The organism is Serratia oryzae (genome assembly GCF_001976145.1).
Taxonomy (GTDB): Bacteria; Pseudomonadota; Gammaproteobacteria; order Enterobacterales; family Enterobacteriaceae; genus Chania; species Chania oryzae.
Window position 1 is genome coordinate 139,078 of sequence record NZ_MOXD01000005.1, and the last position, 14,423, is coordinate 153,500.

The window sequence follows — 14,423 nt, forward strand, 5'->3', positions numbered from 1 at the left end:
GAACGTACCAATCATCCTGTCGTTCATTTCGGAACAACTTCGTAAATAAGTTAAGTTTGCCGGTCACCCAGTGGTAGCATCATGACATTAAGCGGCGAGAGTGTTTAACGTACAAACAACTGCATAGTTACTCCGCTGATACTAACATCTATACCTTGATGCTCATTTTACTCCGGTCGAATGAGTGACGTCTGTCCCTTTCTCGTCCAGCATAACGAGGGTAATAATGCAGTTTCCCTCGTAGTGCTTTAGGGTTACAAGGAGTATAGGACTGAAACGAATTGACCAGATACGCATAATATGACAGTTTATATCTAAAATATGCCATTATTTATACTGCCCCTATGTTGATCGATCCAGAGACATCTCCCCTGCCTGTAGTCGCCCTGCAGATAGATGTAGACGGTACTCTACCTGAGCAATTGCCTCATCATCATAGCAAGGGACAGTTGGTCATCTCTTTGAGTGGTAGTACTGCTTGCCAAGTACCAGATGCACTTTGGTTGGTGCCGCCGCAGTCAGCTATCTGGATTCCACCAGGCATCCCTCATCACAGCCATGTTACATCCAAAGCACGCTTTCATTTCTTGTTCATCGATCCCAGCGCAGCCCGTATGCCAACTCAGTGCTGCAGCTTGACACTGTCACCATTGGTCAGGGAAATTATTTTACATCTAAGTGGGTTACCACAGCATTATGAAAGCACGGATCGTACTGGCAGACTGGTGCAGGTGCTGTTGGACGAACTGGTTGATTTGCCGATGGAATCTATCTACTTCCCATTACCCAACGATCCTAGATTGCGTCGGATTGCCGAGGCTTTACGTAGAAACCCGGCTGACCGTAGAACCATTGTGCAATGGGCAGAGCACGTGGCAATGAGTGAGCGATCCTTGGCTCGCAGGATCTACCATAGCACCGGAATGAGTTTTGGTCAGTGGAGGCGACAATTGCATCTGGTGGTAGCTGTGCAAAAGCTGTCGATAGGGTTACCAGTACAACAGGTTGCAGATGAGCTTGGTTACGATTCATCCGCTGCCTTCATTGTCATGTTCAAGAAAGCACTAGGGCAGTCCCCTGGGCAATATGCGACACAGTTACATCGGCGCTTCGATGTTTATAGGTAAGTCGTATTAAGATGCTGTCCAGTAACATTGATCTTACCCACGAACAATGGACACACGGCTAATGAAGCCAATATCCAATGACATACAGGATGATATACAAAAAAACCCAAGCTTATCAAAAGCTTGGGGTCAAAATATGGCGGAGGAGCAGAGATTCGAACTCTGGAACGGTTTCCCGTCGACGGTTTTCAAGACCGTTGCCTTCAGCCACTCGGCCACCCCTCCGCAACGAAGCGAACTATAAACACAGCCGATCCGCTTGTAAAGCCTGAAACCGTTCAACCGAACGAAAAACCGGCATATCACAGCTTTACGCTGAAGAAATCACCATTTCACCGGTGTAAAACCCAAGCGCGGCAGCCCATGAGTAAAGATGAGTAAACACTCTTTAATCAAACGATTATGCTGCCTATGATCATGATCAATTTTGTGATGACCTGATAAGAGAGATCATTATGGACCGCATTGTCGTCTCATCCTCCTCGCGCGACTCATTACTTAGCACGCATAAAGTATTGCGCAACACCTATTTCTTGCTATCCCTTACGCTGGCCTTCTCTGCATTAACCGCAACAGCCAGCACCATGCTGGGCTTACCCGCTCCAGGGCTGCTGTTAATGTTGGTTGGCTTTTATGGCCTGATGTTCCTGACTCACAAGCTGGCAAATAGCCCAGCAGGTATTCTTGCTGCTTTCGCCTTCACAGGTTTTATGGGCTATGCCCTTGGCCCGATTCTGAGTTCTTTCCTCAATGCTGGCGCAGGCGATCTGATTATGTTAGCGCTGGGCGGCACCGCGGCAGTGTTCTTTTGCTGTTCAGCCTATGTGCTGACGACCCGTAAAGACATGTCATTCCTTTCTGGCATGCTGATGGCGGGTTTCGTGGTGCTGTTAGTGGCGGTGATTGCTAACCTGTTCCTGCAAATCCCTGCCCTGCACCTGGCGATTAGCGCACTGTTTATCCTGTTTTCTGCCGGTGCCATGCTGTGGGAAACCAGTAATATTATTCACGGCGGCGAGACCAACTATATCCGCGCCACCGTCAGCCTGTATGTTTCACTATACAATATGTTCATCAGCCTGCTGAGCATTCTGGGCTTTGCCCGCAGCAACTGATCGTCCGTTAGGCGAGATCCTAGCCCCGCTCATCCCGCGGGGCTTTATTTTTGCCGATAACAAAATTTGCTAAACTGATGCCCGCCATAAATTATTTGTTACCGAGGCAATATGTTGGAGTTTGAAGGACAGATCATTGAAACTGACGCCCAGGGTTACCTGAAAAACAGCGCCGACTGGCAAGAAGGCATGGCACCGCTGCTGGCGGCGCAGGAAGAGATCGAGCTGACAGAGGCGCACTGGGAAGTGGTGCGTTTTGTCCGTAATTTTTATCAGGAATTTAATACCTCACCCGCTATCCGTATGCTGGTGAAAGCCATGGCGCAGAAATACGGCGAAGAGAAAGGCAACAGCCGTTACCTTTATCGCCTGTTCCCAAAAGGCCCAGCCAAACAGGCGACAAAAATCGCAGGTCTGCCAAAACCGGTGAAATGTATCTAATACCTAGTAGCGGATGCTGAACCCTTTGTAATCCGCTACTCCCTGCGGCTCCACCAGCACACGATCGACGCGAGCCCCCCGTGGGCCGCCGCTTTTTAGCCACGCCACCAGTTGTTCAACCTGTTGTTGTTCACCACATGCCACCACTTCTACGCTGCCATCATCCAGGTTGCGTGCATAGCCGGTCAGCCCTAACGCCGTCGCTTTATACTGTGTGTTATAGCGAAACCCCACGCCCTGCACCACGCCATAGACATACGCGGCAATACAAACTTGTGTCATAATCGGCTCCTTATCGATTTTCGTTTATGCATTTTCTGCGTTGATGCTCAGAGAGTGTGACTCTTTTTTATCTAGCTGGCAGCATACTTAATTATGACCGTACGTCTCTATCTCACCAAAGGACGTGAAAAATCCTTACTCCGTCGCCATCCATGGGTTTTCTCTGGTGCCGTTCAACGCATTGAGGGCAAAGCTCTCTCAGGTGAAACCATTGATATTCTCGACAGCCAGGGCAAATGGCTGGCACGCGGTGCTTATTCACCAGAATCACAAATTCGCGCGCGCGTCTGGACTTTCCAGCACGATGAAGAGATCGACATTGCGTTCTTTATCCGTCGTCTGCAACAGGCGCAGAACTGGCGAGACTGGGTGGCCAAACGTGATGGGCTGGACGGTTATCGTTTGATTGCCGGTGAGTCTGACGGGATGCCGGGGATCACCATCGATCGCTTTCAGAACTTCCTGGTGCTGCAGTTGCTTTCGGCTGGCGCGGAATACCAGCGTGCGGCGCTGATCTCCGCTCTGCAGCATTGCTACCCAGAGTGCGCTATCTACGATCGTTCCGACGTTGCCGTGCGTAAAAAAGAAGGCCTGCCTTTGGCGCAAGGCCAAATTCTGGGCGACCTGCCACCCGCTCTGCTGCCTATTACCGAACACGGCATGAAGCTGCTGGTTGATATTCAACAAGGCCACAAGACCGGTTTTTATCTCGATCAGCGTGACAGCCGCTTGGCCGCGCGCAACTACTCTGCTGGCCGCCGCGTACTCAACTGTTTCTCTTACACCGGCGCTTTCGCAGTTGCGGCGTTGATGGGTGGCTGTACGCAGGTCATCAGCGTAGATACATCACAGGCAGCGCTGGATATCGCCAAGCAGAACGTTGAGCTGAACCAACTGGATCTGAGCAAGGCAGAATTTGTGCGCGACGATGTTTTCCAATTGCTGCGTAATTATCGGACGCAGGGTGAGAAATTCGACCTGATCATCATGGATCCACCCAAGTTTGTTGAAAACAAGAATCAACTGGCCAGCGCCTGCCGTGGTTATAAAGATATCAATATGTTGGCGCTGCAATTGCTGAATCCAGGTGGCATTTTACTTAGCTTCTCCTGTTCCGGCCTGATGCCAACCGATTTATTCCAGAAAATTTTAGCCGATGCCGCTGTAGATGCTGGGCGTGATGTACAATTTATAGAGCAGTTCCGACAAGCTGCCGATCACCCGGTTATCGCGACTTACCCTGAAGGGCTGTATTTGAAAGGGTTTGCGTGTCGGGTGATGTAACTTGAAATACGCTGTATTTGCCCTCATATAGAGAGCAATACACTGTTTCTCAGGAGGTCATCATGATTGCCAGCAAATTCGGTATCGGACAGCAGGTACGTCATAAACTGCTAGGGTATTTGGGCGTAGTTATTGATATCGACCCTGAATACTCTCTGGAGCAGCCCAAAGCTGACGAGATTGCAGCTAATGATGAGCTGCGCTTCGCTCCTTGGTATCACGTGGTGATGGAGGATGAAGAAGGTCAACCGGTTCACACTTATCTGGCTGAAGTACAGCTGGCAGGTGAAGAACAGGACGCCCATCCAGAGCAACCATCGCTGGATGAACTAGCGGAATCCATCCGCCACCAGCTACAGGCACCACGACTGCGCAACTAAGCGCCAAGGCCTGAGAAACCCGCACGGGGGCTTGGCATGATGCCAAGCCCTTATTATTTTGGCTGACTCAGCGCGCCAGCCCCAAACGGGGGATCTCTATTTTCGGGCAGCGATCCATGATCACTTTCAGCCCGGCGTCACTGGCCAACACCGCAGCCTGTTCGCTGATAACGCCAATCTGCAGCCACAGCACTTTAGCGCCGATAGCAATTGCTTCCTGAGCCACACCGTAAGCCGCCTCAGCGTTACGGAATACGTCAACCATATCGATAGGATGAGGAATATCTTCCAGCTTGGCATACACTTTCTGGCCAAGCAGCGTCTGCCCAGCCAGCTTCGGGCTGACCGGCGTCACCTGATACCCTTGCGCCTGCAAATAGGCCATAACCCCATAGCTGGGCCGGCCAGGATTGTCACTGGCCCCCACCAACGCAATAGTTTTTACCTGCTTCAGTACGCCTGCAATGTCTTGATCTTGCATCTTCCGCTCCTGATATTGTGTAAGGACGCTCCTGCCTCAAGTGTAACCGAAGGCTCTTCCTCAGTAAGCATTTCTTCATAACGGGTTCAGACTAGGCAGCATCATTGATTTCAAAACGTTTATAAATATGTAAAAATGTAAATAACATATAGTATTGAATAATTTTGACACAACCTGAACCGTACTTAACACTAATAACAATGTTCTAGGATAAAGGAAAAAACGATGAAATTTGGTCTGGTGGTTGCGGGGCTATTCAGTCTCTTACTGAGTGTATCGGCCGCGGCTACGACCCTGAAGCTGTCACCATACATCGATTTACTGGCTGTCGATGGTAAGAAAATGACAGGCTCGTTATTAAAAGGCGCAGACAGCCTAGAACTGGATGGCGGCCAACACCAGTTGCTGTTCAAAGTCACCAAACCCGTACGCAAAAATGCACGTAGTCAAGTACTGTACACCTCGCAGCCGTTGATTGCGGTCTTCAATAGCCAGGGGATCGATTCGGTAAGCATTGAGCTGCCACGTATCGAAAATGAGCGTGACGGCCGACATTTCGACGAAACGGTGAACTATAGAATCATTGATAAAAACGGTAAAGCGCTGGCGCTGAAACGTGATGTGTTGCCGATGCATGCACTGTCTGCTGGCGTTAACCTTGAAAAAGTCATTGCCGATTACAATGCGCAGGATCGCCCCGCCTCTGTTCCAGCGTTGGCGCATCTGCGAGCAACGACCATTGCAGACACGCCGGGCACCACGAAAACCAACCAGAAAGTCATTACCTTGCAGGGAGGAAACGTCTCAGAACAGATGCTGCAATACTGGTTTTTGCAGGCAGATAAAGAAACGCAAAAACGTTTCATCACTTGGGCAAATCAACAGGCCACCTACTGAGATGAATTCGCGCCTTTATCATGAGCTAAAGAGGTGTTTTCTTCGCATTTTCCGGCGTTAACGCTAGGCAGTGAAAAGCAGTTTCAGTAATCTGTGGCAAATCATTTGATTTGCCAAGGATACCGATATGGAACAGACCACCCGGACCATCGCCGCACGCAAGCATATTGCGCTGGTTGCCCACGATCATCGTAAACACGCTTTGCTGCAATGGGTTGCAGATCACAAAGCCATACTCATGCAGCACCAACTCTATGCTACCGGCACCACCGGCAACCTTATCCAGCGCGCCAGCGGTATCCCGGTTCAAAGCATGCTGAGCGGGCCGATGGGGGGCGACCAACAGGTGGGAGCACTGATTTCCGAAGGCAAGATTGATATGCTGATCTTTTTCTGGGATCCACTAAACGCCGTACCGCACGATCCCGATGTTAAAGCGCTGCTGCGTTTGGCGACCGTCTGGAACATCCCGGTGGCGACCAACCGTTCCACCGCGGATTTCCTGATTGACTCACCGATGTTCAAACGCGAAATTGAGATCGCCATTCCCGATTATCAAAAATATCTCGAAGCCCGCCTGAAATAACCTTGCGGCCTGGTGCTACCACCAGGCTCTGCTCAAGGCTTTCTTTGCAGCGGCACGCCGATATCCTGCAATTGCTCAACAAACACCGACGGGCGCTCACGATCCTGCAATAACCAAACCTGGTGTTTAGCGCGCGTCAGTGCCACATACAGCAAGCGCCGTTCTTCAGCATCAGGGAAATCTTCCGGCTGCGGTAACAGCACGTCTTCGATCAAAGATTCACGCGCAAGCGCCGGGAATCCATCATGGCCATCATGCAGCCCAGCAATAATCACATATTCTGCCTGCTGCCCTTTGCTAGCATGTATGGTCATAAACTCAATATTCAGTTTCGGCCAACGCGTTGCGGCCTTCAGTAACACATCGGGCTGCAGGTGGTGATAACGCGCCAGCACTAAAATACGTTCGTCTGGTTTGGCATAACCACTCATCTTATCTAGCAAAGCCTCCAACTGTTCCTGCGGCAGGATAACGACCGACTTTTTATTGCCCTGAGTCAGGCTGTTAAGCGGCTTTTTCAGTTGATGCGGGTTCTGTTGAATAAAACTGTTGGCCACCTCACCGATACGATCGTTAAAGCGATAAGTGGTATCCAAGGCACATTGAGCACCTTCCCCGAAATTCGCTGCAAATGCGGTCGTCAACGCAAGCTCCGCACCGCTGAAACGGTAAATAGCCTGCCAATCATCACCAACGGCAAACAGGCAGGTCTGCTTATTCTGCCGGCGTAATGCTGCCAGCAACTGAGCTCGCTGCGGTGAGATATCCTGAAATTCGTCCACTAAGATGTGTTTCCACGGGCTGATAAAACGCCCTTTATCCAGAATATTGACCGCCTGATGAATCAACCCGGCAAAATCTACCGCGCCCTCTTCTTTTAACGCGGCTTTCCACGCTTTCAGCAACGGTGCCATTAGCCGGATACGTTTAGCGAATAGATCGCGAATCTCTTCATCGGCCAGCGCGATCATCTCGGCCTGACTGCCGCCATAGGTGCGCATCAGCCCCAGCCAACGTTCAAGACGCCCGGCCAAGCGTTCCGCCAGACGTTTGTCATGCCAGAAATCCCCTTCGGGAACCTCCCACTCCAACTCTTCCGTCAGCCATTGGCGCCACCCTTTAGCCTGGGCTTTTTTCTCTGTGCATTGCTGCTGCCAGTTTTTTATCAACAGCCCACGGCGTGCTTTGCTGTCGGTCTCCAGCTTGCTGATCGCGGGAGCTTTGCTGCTCCCTTCCTGAATCACCTGCAGCGCCAGCGCATGGAAAGTCTTAGCCTGAATGGCGACATTCCCCAGGCGATCCTGAATGCGCTCATTCATTTCATCCGCAGCTTTACGGCCAAAAGCCAGCAGCAGGATCTGCCCAGGTTCAGCTTCCTGACGACGCAACAACCACCCTGCCCGCGCAACCAACACCGACGTTTTACCGCTGCCAGCACCGGCAAGCACCAATACGGAATCCTCACCATTTACCACCGCACGGCTTTGCGATACGTTCAGCGGCGAGGTTTCTATGGTCTGGAAAAAGTCATGGTGGTTTTCCAGCATCCGCTCGGTCCACTGCTGGTTACGCTGCACGATGCTGCGCTGCCCGTGCTGCAGCCATTGCAGACAGTGCTGGTAATCCTCCCGGCAGTTATCAAACTCGTCCAGCCGCGCGACCGGCATGGGTAACGCCCCAAACGACTGGCGGATCTGCTGTTGCAACTTGCTCAACTCAGAGCGTTTAAACCATTTATCCTGCTGTTCAATATCACGAATGTGCTCAACCTGCTCTTGCAACACTCCAGCGCTGATCTCGCTCATCTCAGCACTCCATTGCTGCCAAGATTGCAGCAGATAATGGTAAAAACGCTGCGTCTCTTGCCATTCGGTGCCATGTAAACGCACCACTTTTTCATCAGGCAATTCAAATTCCAACTCGCCCCAAACGATGCCGCGTTTGCAACGCACCTGAATTAACTGGTTGAAAGGGATAAGATATTCATGCTTCTCGCCGCTCACCTCGACACCAGCATGCAACAGCCGCACACGATTGTAAGGATGCTGCGCCAGGTGTTTACCCAACGATGTCGCTTTAAGTTCCATATGCTCGCGCCATAACTCTATTGAGATTGATATCGCCAGTTTACCTGCGATAAGCAGTGGCACTCTAGCGCTAAAAAAAAGCTAGAATACTGTGTATGTTTGCCCGCCTCGCGGTCTATCCACTTTTAGAGCAGAATGATGCCTATGCGTACCGTATTGAATATCCTTAATTTCGTGCTGGGTGGTTTTTTCACCACCCTCGGTTGGTTGATCGCCACCTTCTTCAGCATAGTGCTGATTTTTACTCTGCCGTTAACCCGCTCCTGCTGGGAAATCACTAAGCTGTCCTTCCTGCCATTCGGCAATGAAGCGATTCATGTGGATGAATTATACCCGGAGAAAAGCAATGCGCTGCTTGCGGCCAGTGGCTCGTTATTGAATATCGTCTGGCTGGTGCTGTTCGGCTGGTGGCTGTGCCTGTCACACATCGTGGCCGGGATTGCCCAGTGTATAACCATTATCGGCATCCCGGTTGGCATTACCAATTTCAAGATTGCAGCCATCGCTCTTTGGCCCGTTGGGCGGCGCGTGGTTTCTGTTGAAATGGCTCAACTGGCACGGACAGAAAATGCGCGCCGTCAGTACCAGAAACGTTAATTTTCTCTGCGATTAAGGAGCTGTTGTGCTCTCTTTTGCACCGGCAATTCGGCGTTATGCCTACAACAGCAATCTGCTGTATAACCTGCGGATCTTCATTGCTTTGGCAGGTGCCTCAGCAGTGCCCTGGTGGCTTGGCGTGCCGACGCTGACTATCCCGCTGACGCTGGGAGTGGTAGCCGCCGCGTTAACCGATCTGGACGACAGGCTGGCCGGCAGGTTGCGCAATTTGCTGATTACGCTGGTCTGTTTTTTTCTGGCTTCAACGTCTATAGAGCTGTTATTCCCCTACCCCTGGTGGTTTGCCCTTGGGTTGATGACCTCAACCTGCGGATTCATCCTGCTCGGCGCGCTAGGGCAGCGGTATGCCACCATCGCTTTTGGTGCGTTATTGATCGCTGTTTATACCATGCTGGGCACCTCAATGTACGACGCCTGGTATCAGCAACCTATTCTGCTGATTATGGGTGCCGTCTGGTACAACCTGCTGACGCTGATCGGCCATCTGCTGTTTCCCATCAAGCCGCTGCAGGAAAACCTGGCGCGTAGTTACGAGCAGTTAGCGCACTATCTGGATGCCAAAGCCAACCTGTTCGATCCAGATGCCGAACACGATACGGATTTGCCCTGGATGGATGTAGCGATGGCCAACAGTGCGCTGGTCGCAACGTTAAACCAGACCAAGGCTTCGTTGCTCACCCGCCTGAAGGGCGATCGCGGCCAGCGCGGCACTCGCAGGACATTGCACTATTATTTTGTGGCGCAGGATATTCATGAGCGAGCCAGTTCCTCTCACGTGCAATATCAGGCGCTGAGCCAACAGTTCCGCCATAGCGATATTCTGTTTCGTTTCCAGCGGTTGTTGACCATGCAGGCTCGTGCCTGCCGGCAGTTGGCGCAGTCGATCCTGCTGCGCCAGAAATACCTTCATAACCCGCGTTTTGAACCGGCCTTCACCCGTATAGAAGAAGCGCTGGCTCAAATTGCGGCCACGACGGAACACCCTGAACTGACCGGAGCACTGTCACATCTATTGAAGAATCTGCGGGCGATCGATGCGCAGTTGGCTAACATTGAGTCAGAACAGGCGCTAGCTAATGGACAAGCGGAGGAAAACAGCCTGTCAGACGATCGGCTCACTGGCTGGAGCGATATTCGCCTGCGCATCAGCCGCCACCTGACGCCCCAGTCTGCCCTGCTGCGCCATGCCGTTCGCATGTCGGTGGTGTTATGCGCAGGTTACGCTTTGATCCAGATTACCCATATGGAACACGGTTACTGGATCCTGCTGACCAGCCTGTTTGTCTGCCAGCCAAATTATAATGCCACCCGCCGACGCCTGGCGTTACGCATCATCGGAACGCTGGCAGGTATCTTGATCGGCCTGCCAATCTTGTATTTTGTCCCCTCTCTTGAGGGGCAAATGATTCTGATCGTCATTTCCGGTGTTTTGTTCTTCGCATTCCGTACCGTGCAATATGCCCATGCCACCATGTTTATCACCCTACTGGTTTTGCTGTGCTTTAACCTGCTTGGCGAGGGGTTCGAAGTGGCAGCTCCGCGCGTTTACGACACGCTGTTGGGTTGTGCTATCGCCTGGGCTGCAGTGAGTTTTATCTGGCCAGACTGGAAGTTCCGCCAGTTGCCCGCCGTGGTGAGCAAAACGCTCAATGCCAACTGCCGTTATCTGGATGCGATTCTGGTTCAATATCATCAGGGTAAGGATAACAGTCTACCTTATCGCATCGCCCGCCGGGATGCGCACAACAGCGATGCTGAGCTGGCTTCGGTGATCTCTAACATGTCTGCCGATCCCAACGCGGATAAGACCCTGCAGGATGCCGCTTTCCGGCTGTTATGCCTCAACCATACCTTGTTAAGCTATATTTCCGCACTTGGCGCACACCGCAAGCGCCTGAATAATTCCGCCGTACTGGATTTGCTCAATGATGCCGTATGTTATGTTGATGGCGCATTGCACCAGGATGCACTAGACCATCAACGTATCACGCAGGCCCTGGAAGCGCTTTCCCTACGTATTGGACTGTTGACCCCTGAACCAGAAAGTGAAGAACAACTGGTGTTGCAACAAATTGGATTAGTGCTTGAACTGCTACCTGAACTGACGGCACTTAACGCGCAGATCGGTAAAGCAGATTAATCATTCATTAAAGAGCGCAAAGCTAGGCCTTTTCGCTAAACGTGGCTCCAGACAGGGAGGCACTATGGTTTCTTCGAACCACTCGAGCAACGCCTCCCTCTGCGTGCTGGGCAATGCAGCGTGATGATAGCCTGCCATTGCTCCCGCTAGCGATATCAGAACCTTCACGCTAAGGGTTGGCTGTTGCTGCAACAATTTGAGGTAGCTGCGCCTAGCCCCCAGTAAACGCAGTTCATAAATGTTCTGTATACCAGCCCGCCACAGCAAGCGTTCCATCGAGACATCAATATTCGGCAACTCTTTCAGACGACCGTTGCTGCGAGTCTTGAGCGTGACCTCTTTACGTGTTTCGCACACCACCTGCCAGGCAAGTGACAACAGCTCTCGGTTTTCCTGCCATAAGGATTCATCGACCCAGTAATAACGCATGGTCATTGGCGCCCCGCGCTTGAGATAGGTCATATTCACCATGCCGCGCCCACGGAATACTGGTTCCAAACTTTCAGTAGCACGTAAATACAGTTCTCCCTCGGCTATAACGGCAAACATAGTGCCGTCAGCCAGCAAGCCATATCCGCCAAATTGTGAGCGTGTGGTAATTCCCCCCAATGCAGCAAAACAGACTTTTGCCTGTGCGACCCTTTCTGCGGATCTGCCTTTCATTAAAACCTCCTTGAACGAGTGATGGCCTTACCCATGTATTTCAACATGCTGGGGCGCTTGCCACTCGCCTCGCTATTGAAATCCATCAGGTATAATTATTCGTCACATCAATGAAATAAACGTAACGGGAACAACTAATTAGGGAAAATACGCATTATCCCCTTCAGTGCCAATCACAAAATCAAGGTGTATAAAAAAGAATCGCAAATATGCGAAGCGTCACGAAAATTTGGGTTGATCTTATGCTCGGATAGCCATACTGTATATACATACAGTAACACTAAGGGCGGGATACTTCATGCGAACTCAATCACTCTACCAACCCCATCTCAGCCATGCCTCTCTGGCCGCCGATAAGGTGATACAAACGCCTCACAGCAACAATGGCAATGGCCTTATCAGTGAACTGGTTTACAACGAACATCAACTCGCAGTGGTGCAGCTTCTGGTTCCATTGTTGCAGCAATTAGGCATGCAACAGCGTTGGTTGCTGTGGCTTACCCCGCAACAGAAACTCAGTCGGCAGTGGCTACAGCAGGCCCGGTTGCCCGTGAATAAAATCGTGCAACTGAATCAAATCAGCCCTATGGACACCGTTGACGCAATGGAGAGAGCTTTACTGACCGGTAATTACAGTGTTGTACTAGGTTGGCTGCCAGAATTAACAGCAGAAGATCGCCTAAAATTAAGCCAGGCTGCGGAATTGGGTAATGCTTATGGATTCATCATGCGCCCACAATGTGACACAAATGCTCCACACAGACACTGTTCTACGCTAAAAATTCACTCTTCTTTGTATCATTAAGTAAATTTAGGATTTTTCCCACCAGCATTTACCCCCACAAGGGGAACCCTAATAAGATCATGGTTGAAGCGAGGTTGGCTGGGGTTTTGCTTCTATTCTCGTGTAAAAAACAGACGCTTTTTGAGTTGTAATATGTTAGCAAATATGTCCAATTCCATGTTTTTTTTTAGAGCTTTATCACATCACACTTGTAACTTTCGCGCCACGTTGTAGACTTTACATCGCCAAGGTTGCTCTATAACGTCAGAAAAACTGGCAGAGTAACAAACGAGAGCACAAACCTAGGCGAAGGAATTTAAACCAAGGGCTTAAAGCAGCTTTAAAGCTCATTGCCTATTTGGATGATAACGAGGCGCAAAATGAAAAAGACAGCTATCGCATTAGCAGTGGCACTGGCTGGTTTCGCTACCGTAGCGCAAGCCGCCCCAAAAGATAACACCTGGTACACCGGCGCAAAACTGGGCTGGTCCAAGTATTTCGACACTGGATTCGACGGTAATGGCTTTGACAGCACTATCGGCAATGGTCCAACCCACAGAACTCAACTGGGCACAGGCGCGTTTGTAGGCTATCAAGCGAACCAATACCTCGGTTTTGAAATGGGTTATGACTGGCTTGGCCGTATGCCTTACAAAGGCAGCGTGAACAATGGTGCTTTCAAAGCTCAAGGCATCCAGTTGGCAACTAAACTCAGCTACCCAATCATGAACGATCTGGACGTTTATACTCGTCTGGGTGGTATGGTTTGGCGTGCAGATTCTACTGCTTACTATGGTGCAACTGGCAATCGTATCAGCGCTCACGATACTGGCGTTTCTCCTCTGGCCGCGGTGGGTGTTGAATACGCTCTGACCCAGAACTGGGCTACCCGCCTGGATTACCAGTGGACTAACAACATCGGTGATAAAGGTACCGTTGGTGCCCGTCCAGACAACGCCCTGCTGAGCGTAGGTGTTTCCTATCGCTTTGGCCAGGATGAAGTTGCAGCTCCAGTCGTTGCTCCAGCTCCAGCCCCAGCTCCAGTTGTTGAAACCAAGAAATTCACCCTGTCTTCTGGTGTTCTGTTCAACTTCGGTAAATACACTCTGAAGCCAGAAGGCCAGCACGCTCTGGACGAACTGTACACCCAACTGAGCTCACTGGATCCGAAAGACGGTTCAGTAGTGGTTGTAGGCTTCACCGATGCAGTAGGTTCTGCTGAATCTAACCTGCGTCTGTCTGAGCAACGCGCACGCAGCGTTGTGGACTACCTGATCTCTAAAGGTATCCCAGCAGACAAGATCACCGCTCGTGGTATGGGCAAAGCTAACCCAGTTACCGGTGACACCTGTGGTTACCGTTCTGGCCGTGCTACCCCAGCACAGATCGCATGTCTGGCTCCAGATCGTCGCGTAGAGATCGAAGTTAAAGGCATCAAAGAAGTGGTATCTCAGCCTCAGGGCTAAGTTTATCTCTTCTAGTAAAAACCCCGCGTTGCGGGGTTTTTTTTTCAGCATTTTTTATCAGATAAACAACCC

15 protein-coding genes and 1 tRNA gene are annotated in these 14,423 nt (G+C 51.0%); 11 read left to right on the forward strand and 5 right to left on the reverse strand.

Going from position 1 to position 14,423, the window contains the following annotated elements:
- The first annotated feature begins 344 nt into the window (after positions 1 to 344).
- Complete coding sequence (locus BMI79_RS10965) at positions 345 to 1,127, forward strand: AraC family transcriptional regulator (RefSeq protein ID WP_076942180.1); 783 nt, start codon at positions 345 to 347, stop codon at positions 1,125 to 1,127.
- A gap of 137 nt (positions 1,128 to 1,264) precedes the next feature.
- On the opposite strand, the gene BMI79_RS10970 is transcribed toward BMI79_RS10965, so the two are convergent.
- Positions 1,265 to 1,352 (reverse strand) — tRNA-Ser (locus BMI79_RS10970).
- Positions 1,353 to 1,582: 230 nt separating this feature from the next.
- Here BMI79_RS10970 and yccA point away from each other — a divergent pair.
- Entirely contained in the window at positions 1,583 to 2,242 is a 660-nt protein-coding gene (gene yccA / locus BMI79_RS10975; RefSeq protein WP_076942181.1) for an FtsH protease modulator YccA, read from the forward strand.
- Between the two features lie 111 nt (positions 2,243 to 2,353).
- Positions 2,354 to 2,683 carry a sulfurtransferase TusE gene (gene tusE / locus BMI79_RS10980; protein ID WP_076942182.1) on the forward strand — a complete coding sequence of 110 codons (330 nt, stop codon included), beginning with the start codon at positions 2,354 to 2,356 and terminating at the stop codon, positions 2,681 to 2,683.
- Positions 2,684 to 2,686: 3 nt separating this feature from the next.
- Here the strand turns inward: tusE and yccX are convergent, their stop codons facing one another.
- The gene (yccX, locus tag BMI79_RS10985; RefSeq protein ID WP_076942183.1) at positions 2,687 to 2,965 is read right to left on the reverse strand and encodes an acylphosphatase; all 279 of its coding nucleotides are present in this window, start codon (positions 2,963 to 2,965) and stop codon (positions 2,687 to 2,689) included.
- Between the two features lie 93 nt (positions 2,966 to 3,058).
- Here yccX and rlmI point away from each other — a divergent pair, with 93 nt between their 5' ends.
- Together rlmI and hspQ are read left to right on the forward strand one after the other, a co-directional pair.
- On the forward strand, positions 3,059 to 4,249 hold the full coding sequence (gene rlmI, locus BMI79_RS10990) for a 23S rRNA (cytosine(1962)-C(5))-methyltransferase RlmI (protein WP_076942184.1): 1,191 nt from the start codon (positions 3,059 to 3,061) through the stop codon (positions 4,247 to 4,249).
- A 62-nt stretch (positions 4,250 to 4,311) separates the two neighbouring features.
- Positions 4,312 to 4,629: a heat shock protein HspQ gene (gene hspQ, locus BMI79_RS10995; RefSeq protein ID WP_076942185.1), complete on the forward strand. Its 318-nt coding sequence runs from the start codon at positions 4,312 to 4,314 to the stop codon at positions 4,627 to 4,629.
- Between the two features lie 67 nt (positions 4,630 to 4,696).
- Here the strand turns inward: hspQ and BMI79_RS11000 are convergent, their stop codons facing one another.
- A complete protein-coding gene (locus tag BMI79_RS11000) occupies positions 4,697 to 5,110 on the reverse strand; it encodes a CoA-binding protein (RefSeq protein WP_076942186.1) in 414 nt (137 codons plus the stop codon).
- Between the two features lie 225 nt (positions 5,111 to 5,335).
- Here BMI79_RS11000 and BMI79_RS11005 point away from each other — a divergent pair, with 225 nt between their 5' ends.
- Together BMI79_RS11005 and BMI79_RS11010 are read left to right on the forward strand one after the other, a co-directional pair.
- A complete protein-coding gene (locus tag BMI79_RS11005; protein ID WP_076942187.1) occupies positions 5,336 to 6,007 on the forward strand; it encodes a DUF2057 family protein in 672 nt (223 codons plus the stop codon).
- A gap of 127 nt (positions 6,008 to 6,134) precedes the next feature.
- A complete protein-coding gene (locus BMI79_RS11010) occupies positions 6,135 to 6,593 on the forward strand; it encodes a methylglyoxal synthase (protein ID WP_076942188.1) in 459 nt (152 codons plus the stop codon).
- 32 nt (positions 6,594 to 6,625) lie between these two features.
- On the opposite strand, the gene helD is transcribed toward BMI79_RS11010, so the two are convergent.
- Positions 6,626 to 8,680, reverse strand: coding sequence for a DNA helicase IV (gene helD / locus BMI79_RS11015; RefSeq protein WP_076942189.1), 2,055 nt, complete (start codon positions 8,678 to 8,680; stop codon positions 6,626 to 6,628).
- A gap of 144 nt (positions 8,681 to 8,824) precedes the next feature.
- Between helD and BMI79_RS11020 the strand changes: the two genes are divergently transcribed.
- Positions 8,825 to 9,277 carry a YccF domain-containing protein gene (locus BMI79_RS11020; RefSeq protein ID WP_076942190.1) on the forward strand — a complete coding sequence of 151 codons (453 nt, stop codon included), beginning with the start codon at positions 8,825 to 8,827 and terminating at the stop codon, positions 9,275 to 9,277.
- A gap of 25 nt (positions 9,278 to 9,302) precedes the next feature.
- The gene (gene yccS / locus BMI79_RS11025; RefSeq protein WP_076942191.1) at positions 9,303 to 11,438 is read left to right on the forward strand and encodes a YccS family putative transporter; all 2,136 of its coding nucleotides are present in this window, start codon (positions 9,303 to 9,305) and stop codon (positions 11,436 to 11,438) included.
- Here yccS and BMI79_RS11030 read toward each other — a convergent pair whose 3' ends face one another.
- Complete coding sequence (locus BMI79_RS11030) at positions 11,439 to 12,101, reverse strand: TfoX/Sxy family DNA transformation protein (protein WP_076942192.1); 663 nt, start codon at positions 12,099 to 12,101, stop codon at positions 11,439 to 11,441.
- Positions 12,102 to 12,399: 298 nt separating this feature from the next.
- Here BMI79_RS11030 and sulA point away from each other — a divergent pair, with 298 nt between their 5' ends.
- Positions 12,400 to 12,906 (forward strand): SOS-induced cell division inhibitor SulA, encoded by a 507-nt coding sequence (gene sulA, locus BMI79_RS11035; RefSeq protein WP_076942193.1) that lies wholly within the window; start codon positions 12,400 to 12,402, stop codon positions 12,904 to 12,906.
- A gap of 359 nt (positions 12,907 to 13,265) precedes the next feature.
- Positions 13,266 to 14,351 carry a porin OmpA gene (ompA, locus tag BMI79_RS11040; RefSeq protein WP_076942194.1) on the forward strand — a complete coding sequence of 362 codons (1,086 nt, stop codon included), beginning with the start codon at positions 13,266 to 13,268 and terminating at the stop codon, positions 14,349 to 14,351.
- Positions 14,352 to 14,423: the final 72 nt, after the last annotated feature.

Coding starts and splice junctions, on each gene's coding strand:
- tusE (WP_076942182.1), top strand. CDS start 2,354: ATGTTGGAGTTTGAAGGACAGATCATTGAAACTGACGCCCAGGGTTAC.
- sulA (WP_076942193.1), top strand. CDS start 12,400: ATGCGAACTCAATCACTCTACCAACCCCATCTCAGCCATGCCTCTCTG.
- BMI79_RS11020 (WP_076942190.1), top strand. CDS start 8,825: ATGCGTACCGTATTGAATATCCTTAATTTCGTGCTGGGTGGTTTTTTC.
- yccX (WP_076942183.1), bottom strand. CDS start 2,965: ATGACACAAGTTTGTATTGCCGCGTATGTCTATGGCGTGGTGCAGGGC.
- hspQ (WP_076942185.1), top strand. CDS start 4,312: ATGATTGCCAGCAAATTCGGTATCGGACAGCAGGTACGTCATAAACTG.
- BMI79_RS11030 (WP_076942192.1), bottom strand. CDS start 12,101: ATGAAAGGCAGATCCGCAGAAAGGGTCGCACAGGCAAAAGTCTGTTTT.
- helD (WP_076942189.1), bottom strand. CDS start 8,680: ATGGAACTTAAAGCGACATCGTTGGGTAAACACCTGGCGCAGCATCCT.
- BMI79_RS11000 (WP_076942186.1), bottom strand. CDS start 5,110: ATGCAAGATCAAGACATTGCAGGCGTACTGAAGCAGGTAAAAACTATT.
- BMI79_RS11010 (WP_076942188.1), top strand. CDS start 6,135: ATGGAACAGACCACCCGGACCATCGCCGCACGCAAGCATATTGCGCTG.
- BMI79_RS11005 (WP_076942187.1), top strand. CDS start 5,336: ATGAAATTTGGTCTGGTGGTTGCGGGGCTATTCAGTCTCTTACTGAGT.
- BMI79_RS10965 (WP_076942180.1), top strand. CDS start 345: ATGTTGATCGATCCAGAGACATCTCCCCTGCCTGTAGTCGCCCTGCAG.
- ompA (WP_076942194.1), top strand. CDS start 13,266: ATGAAAAAGACAGCTATCGCATTAGCAGTGGCACTGGCTGGTTTCGCT.
- rlmI (WP_076942184.1), top strand. CDS start 3,059: ATGACCGTACGTCTCTATCTCACCAAAGGACGTGAAAAATCCTTACTC.
- yccA (WP_076942181.1), top strand. CDS start 1,583: ATGGACCGCATTGTCGTCTCATCCTCCTCGCGCGACTCATTACTTAGC.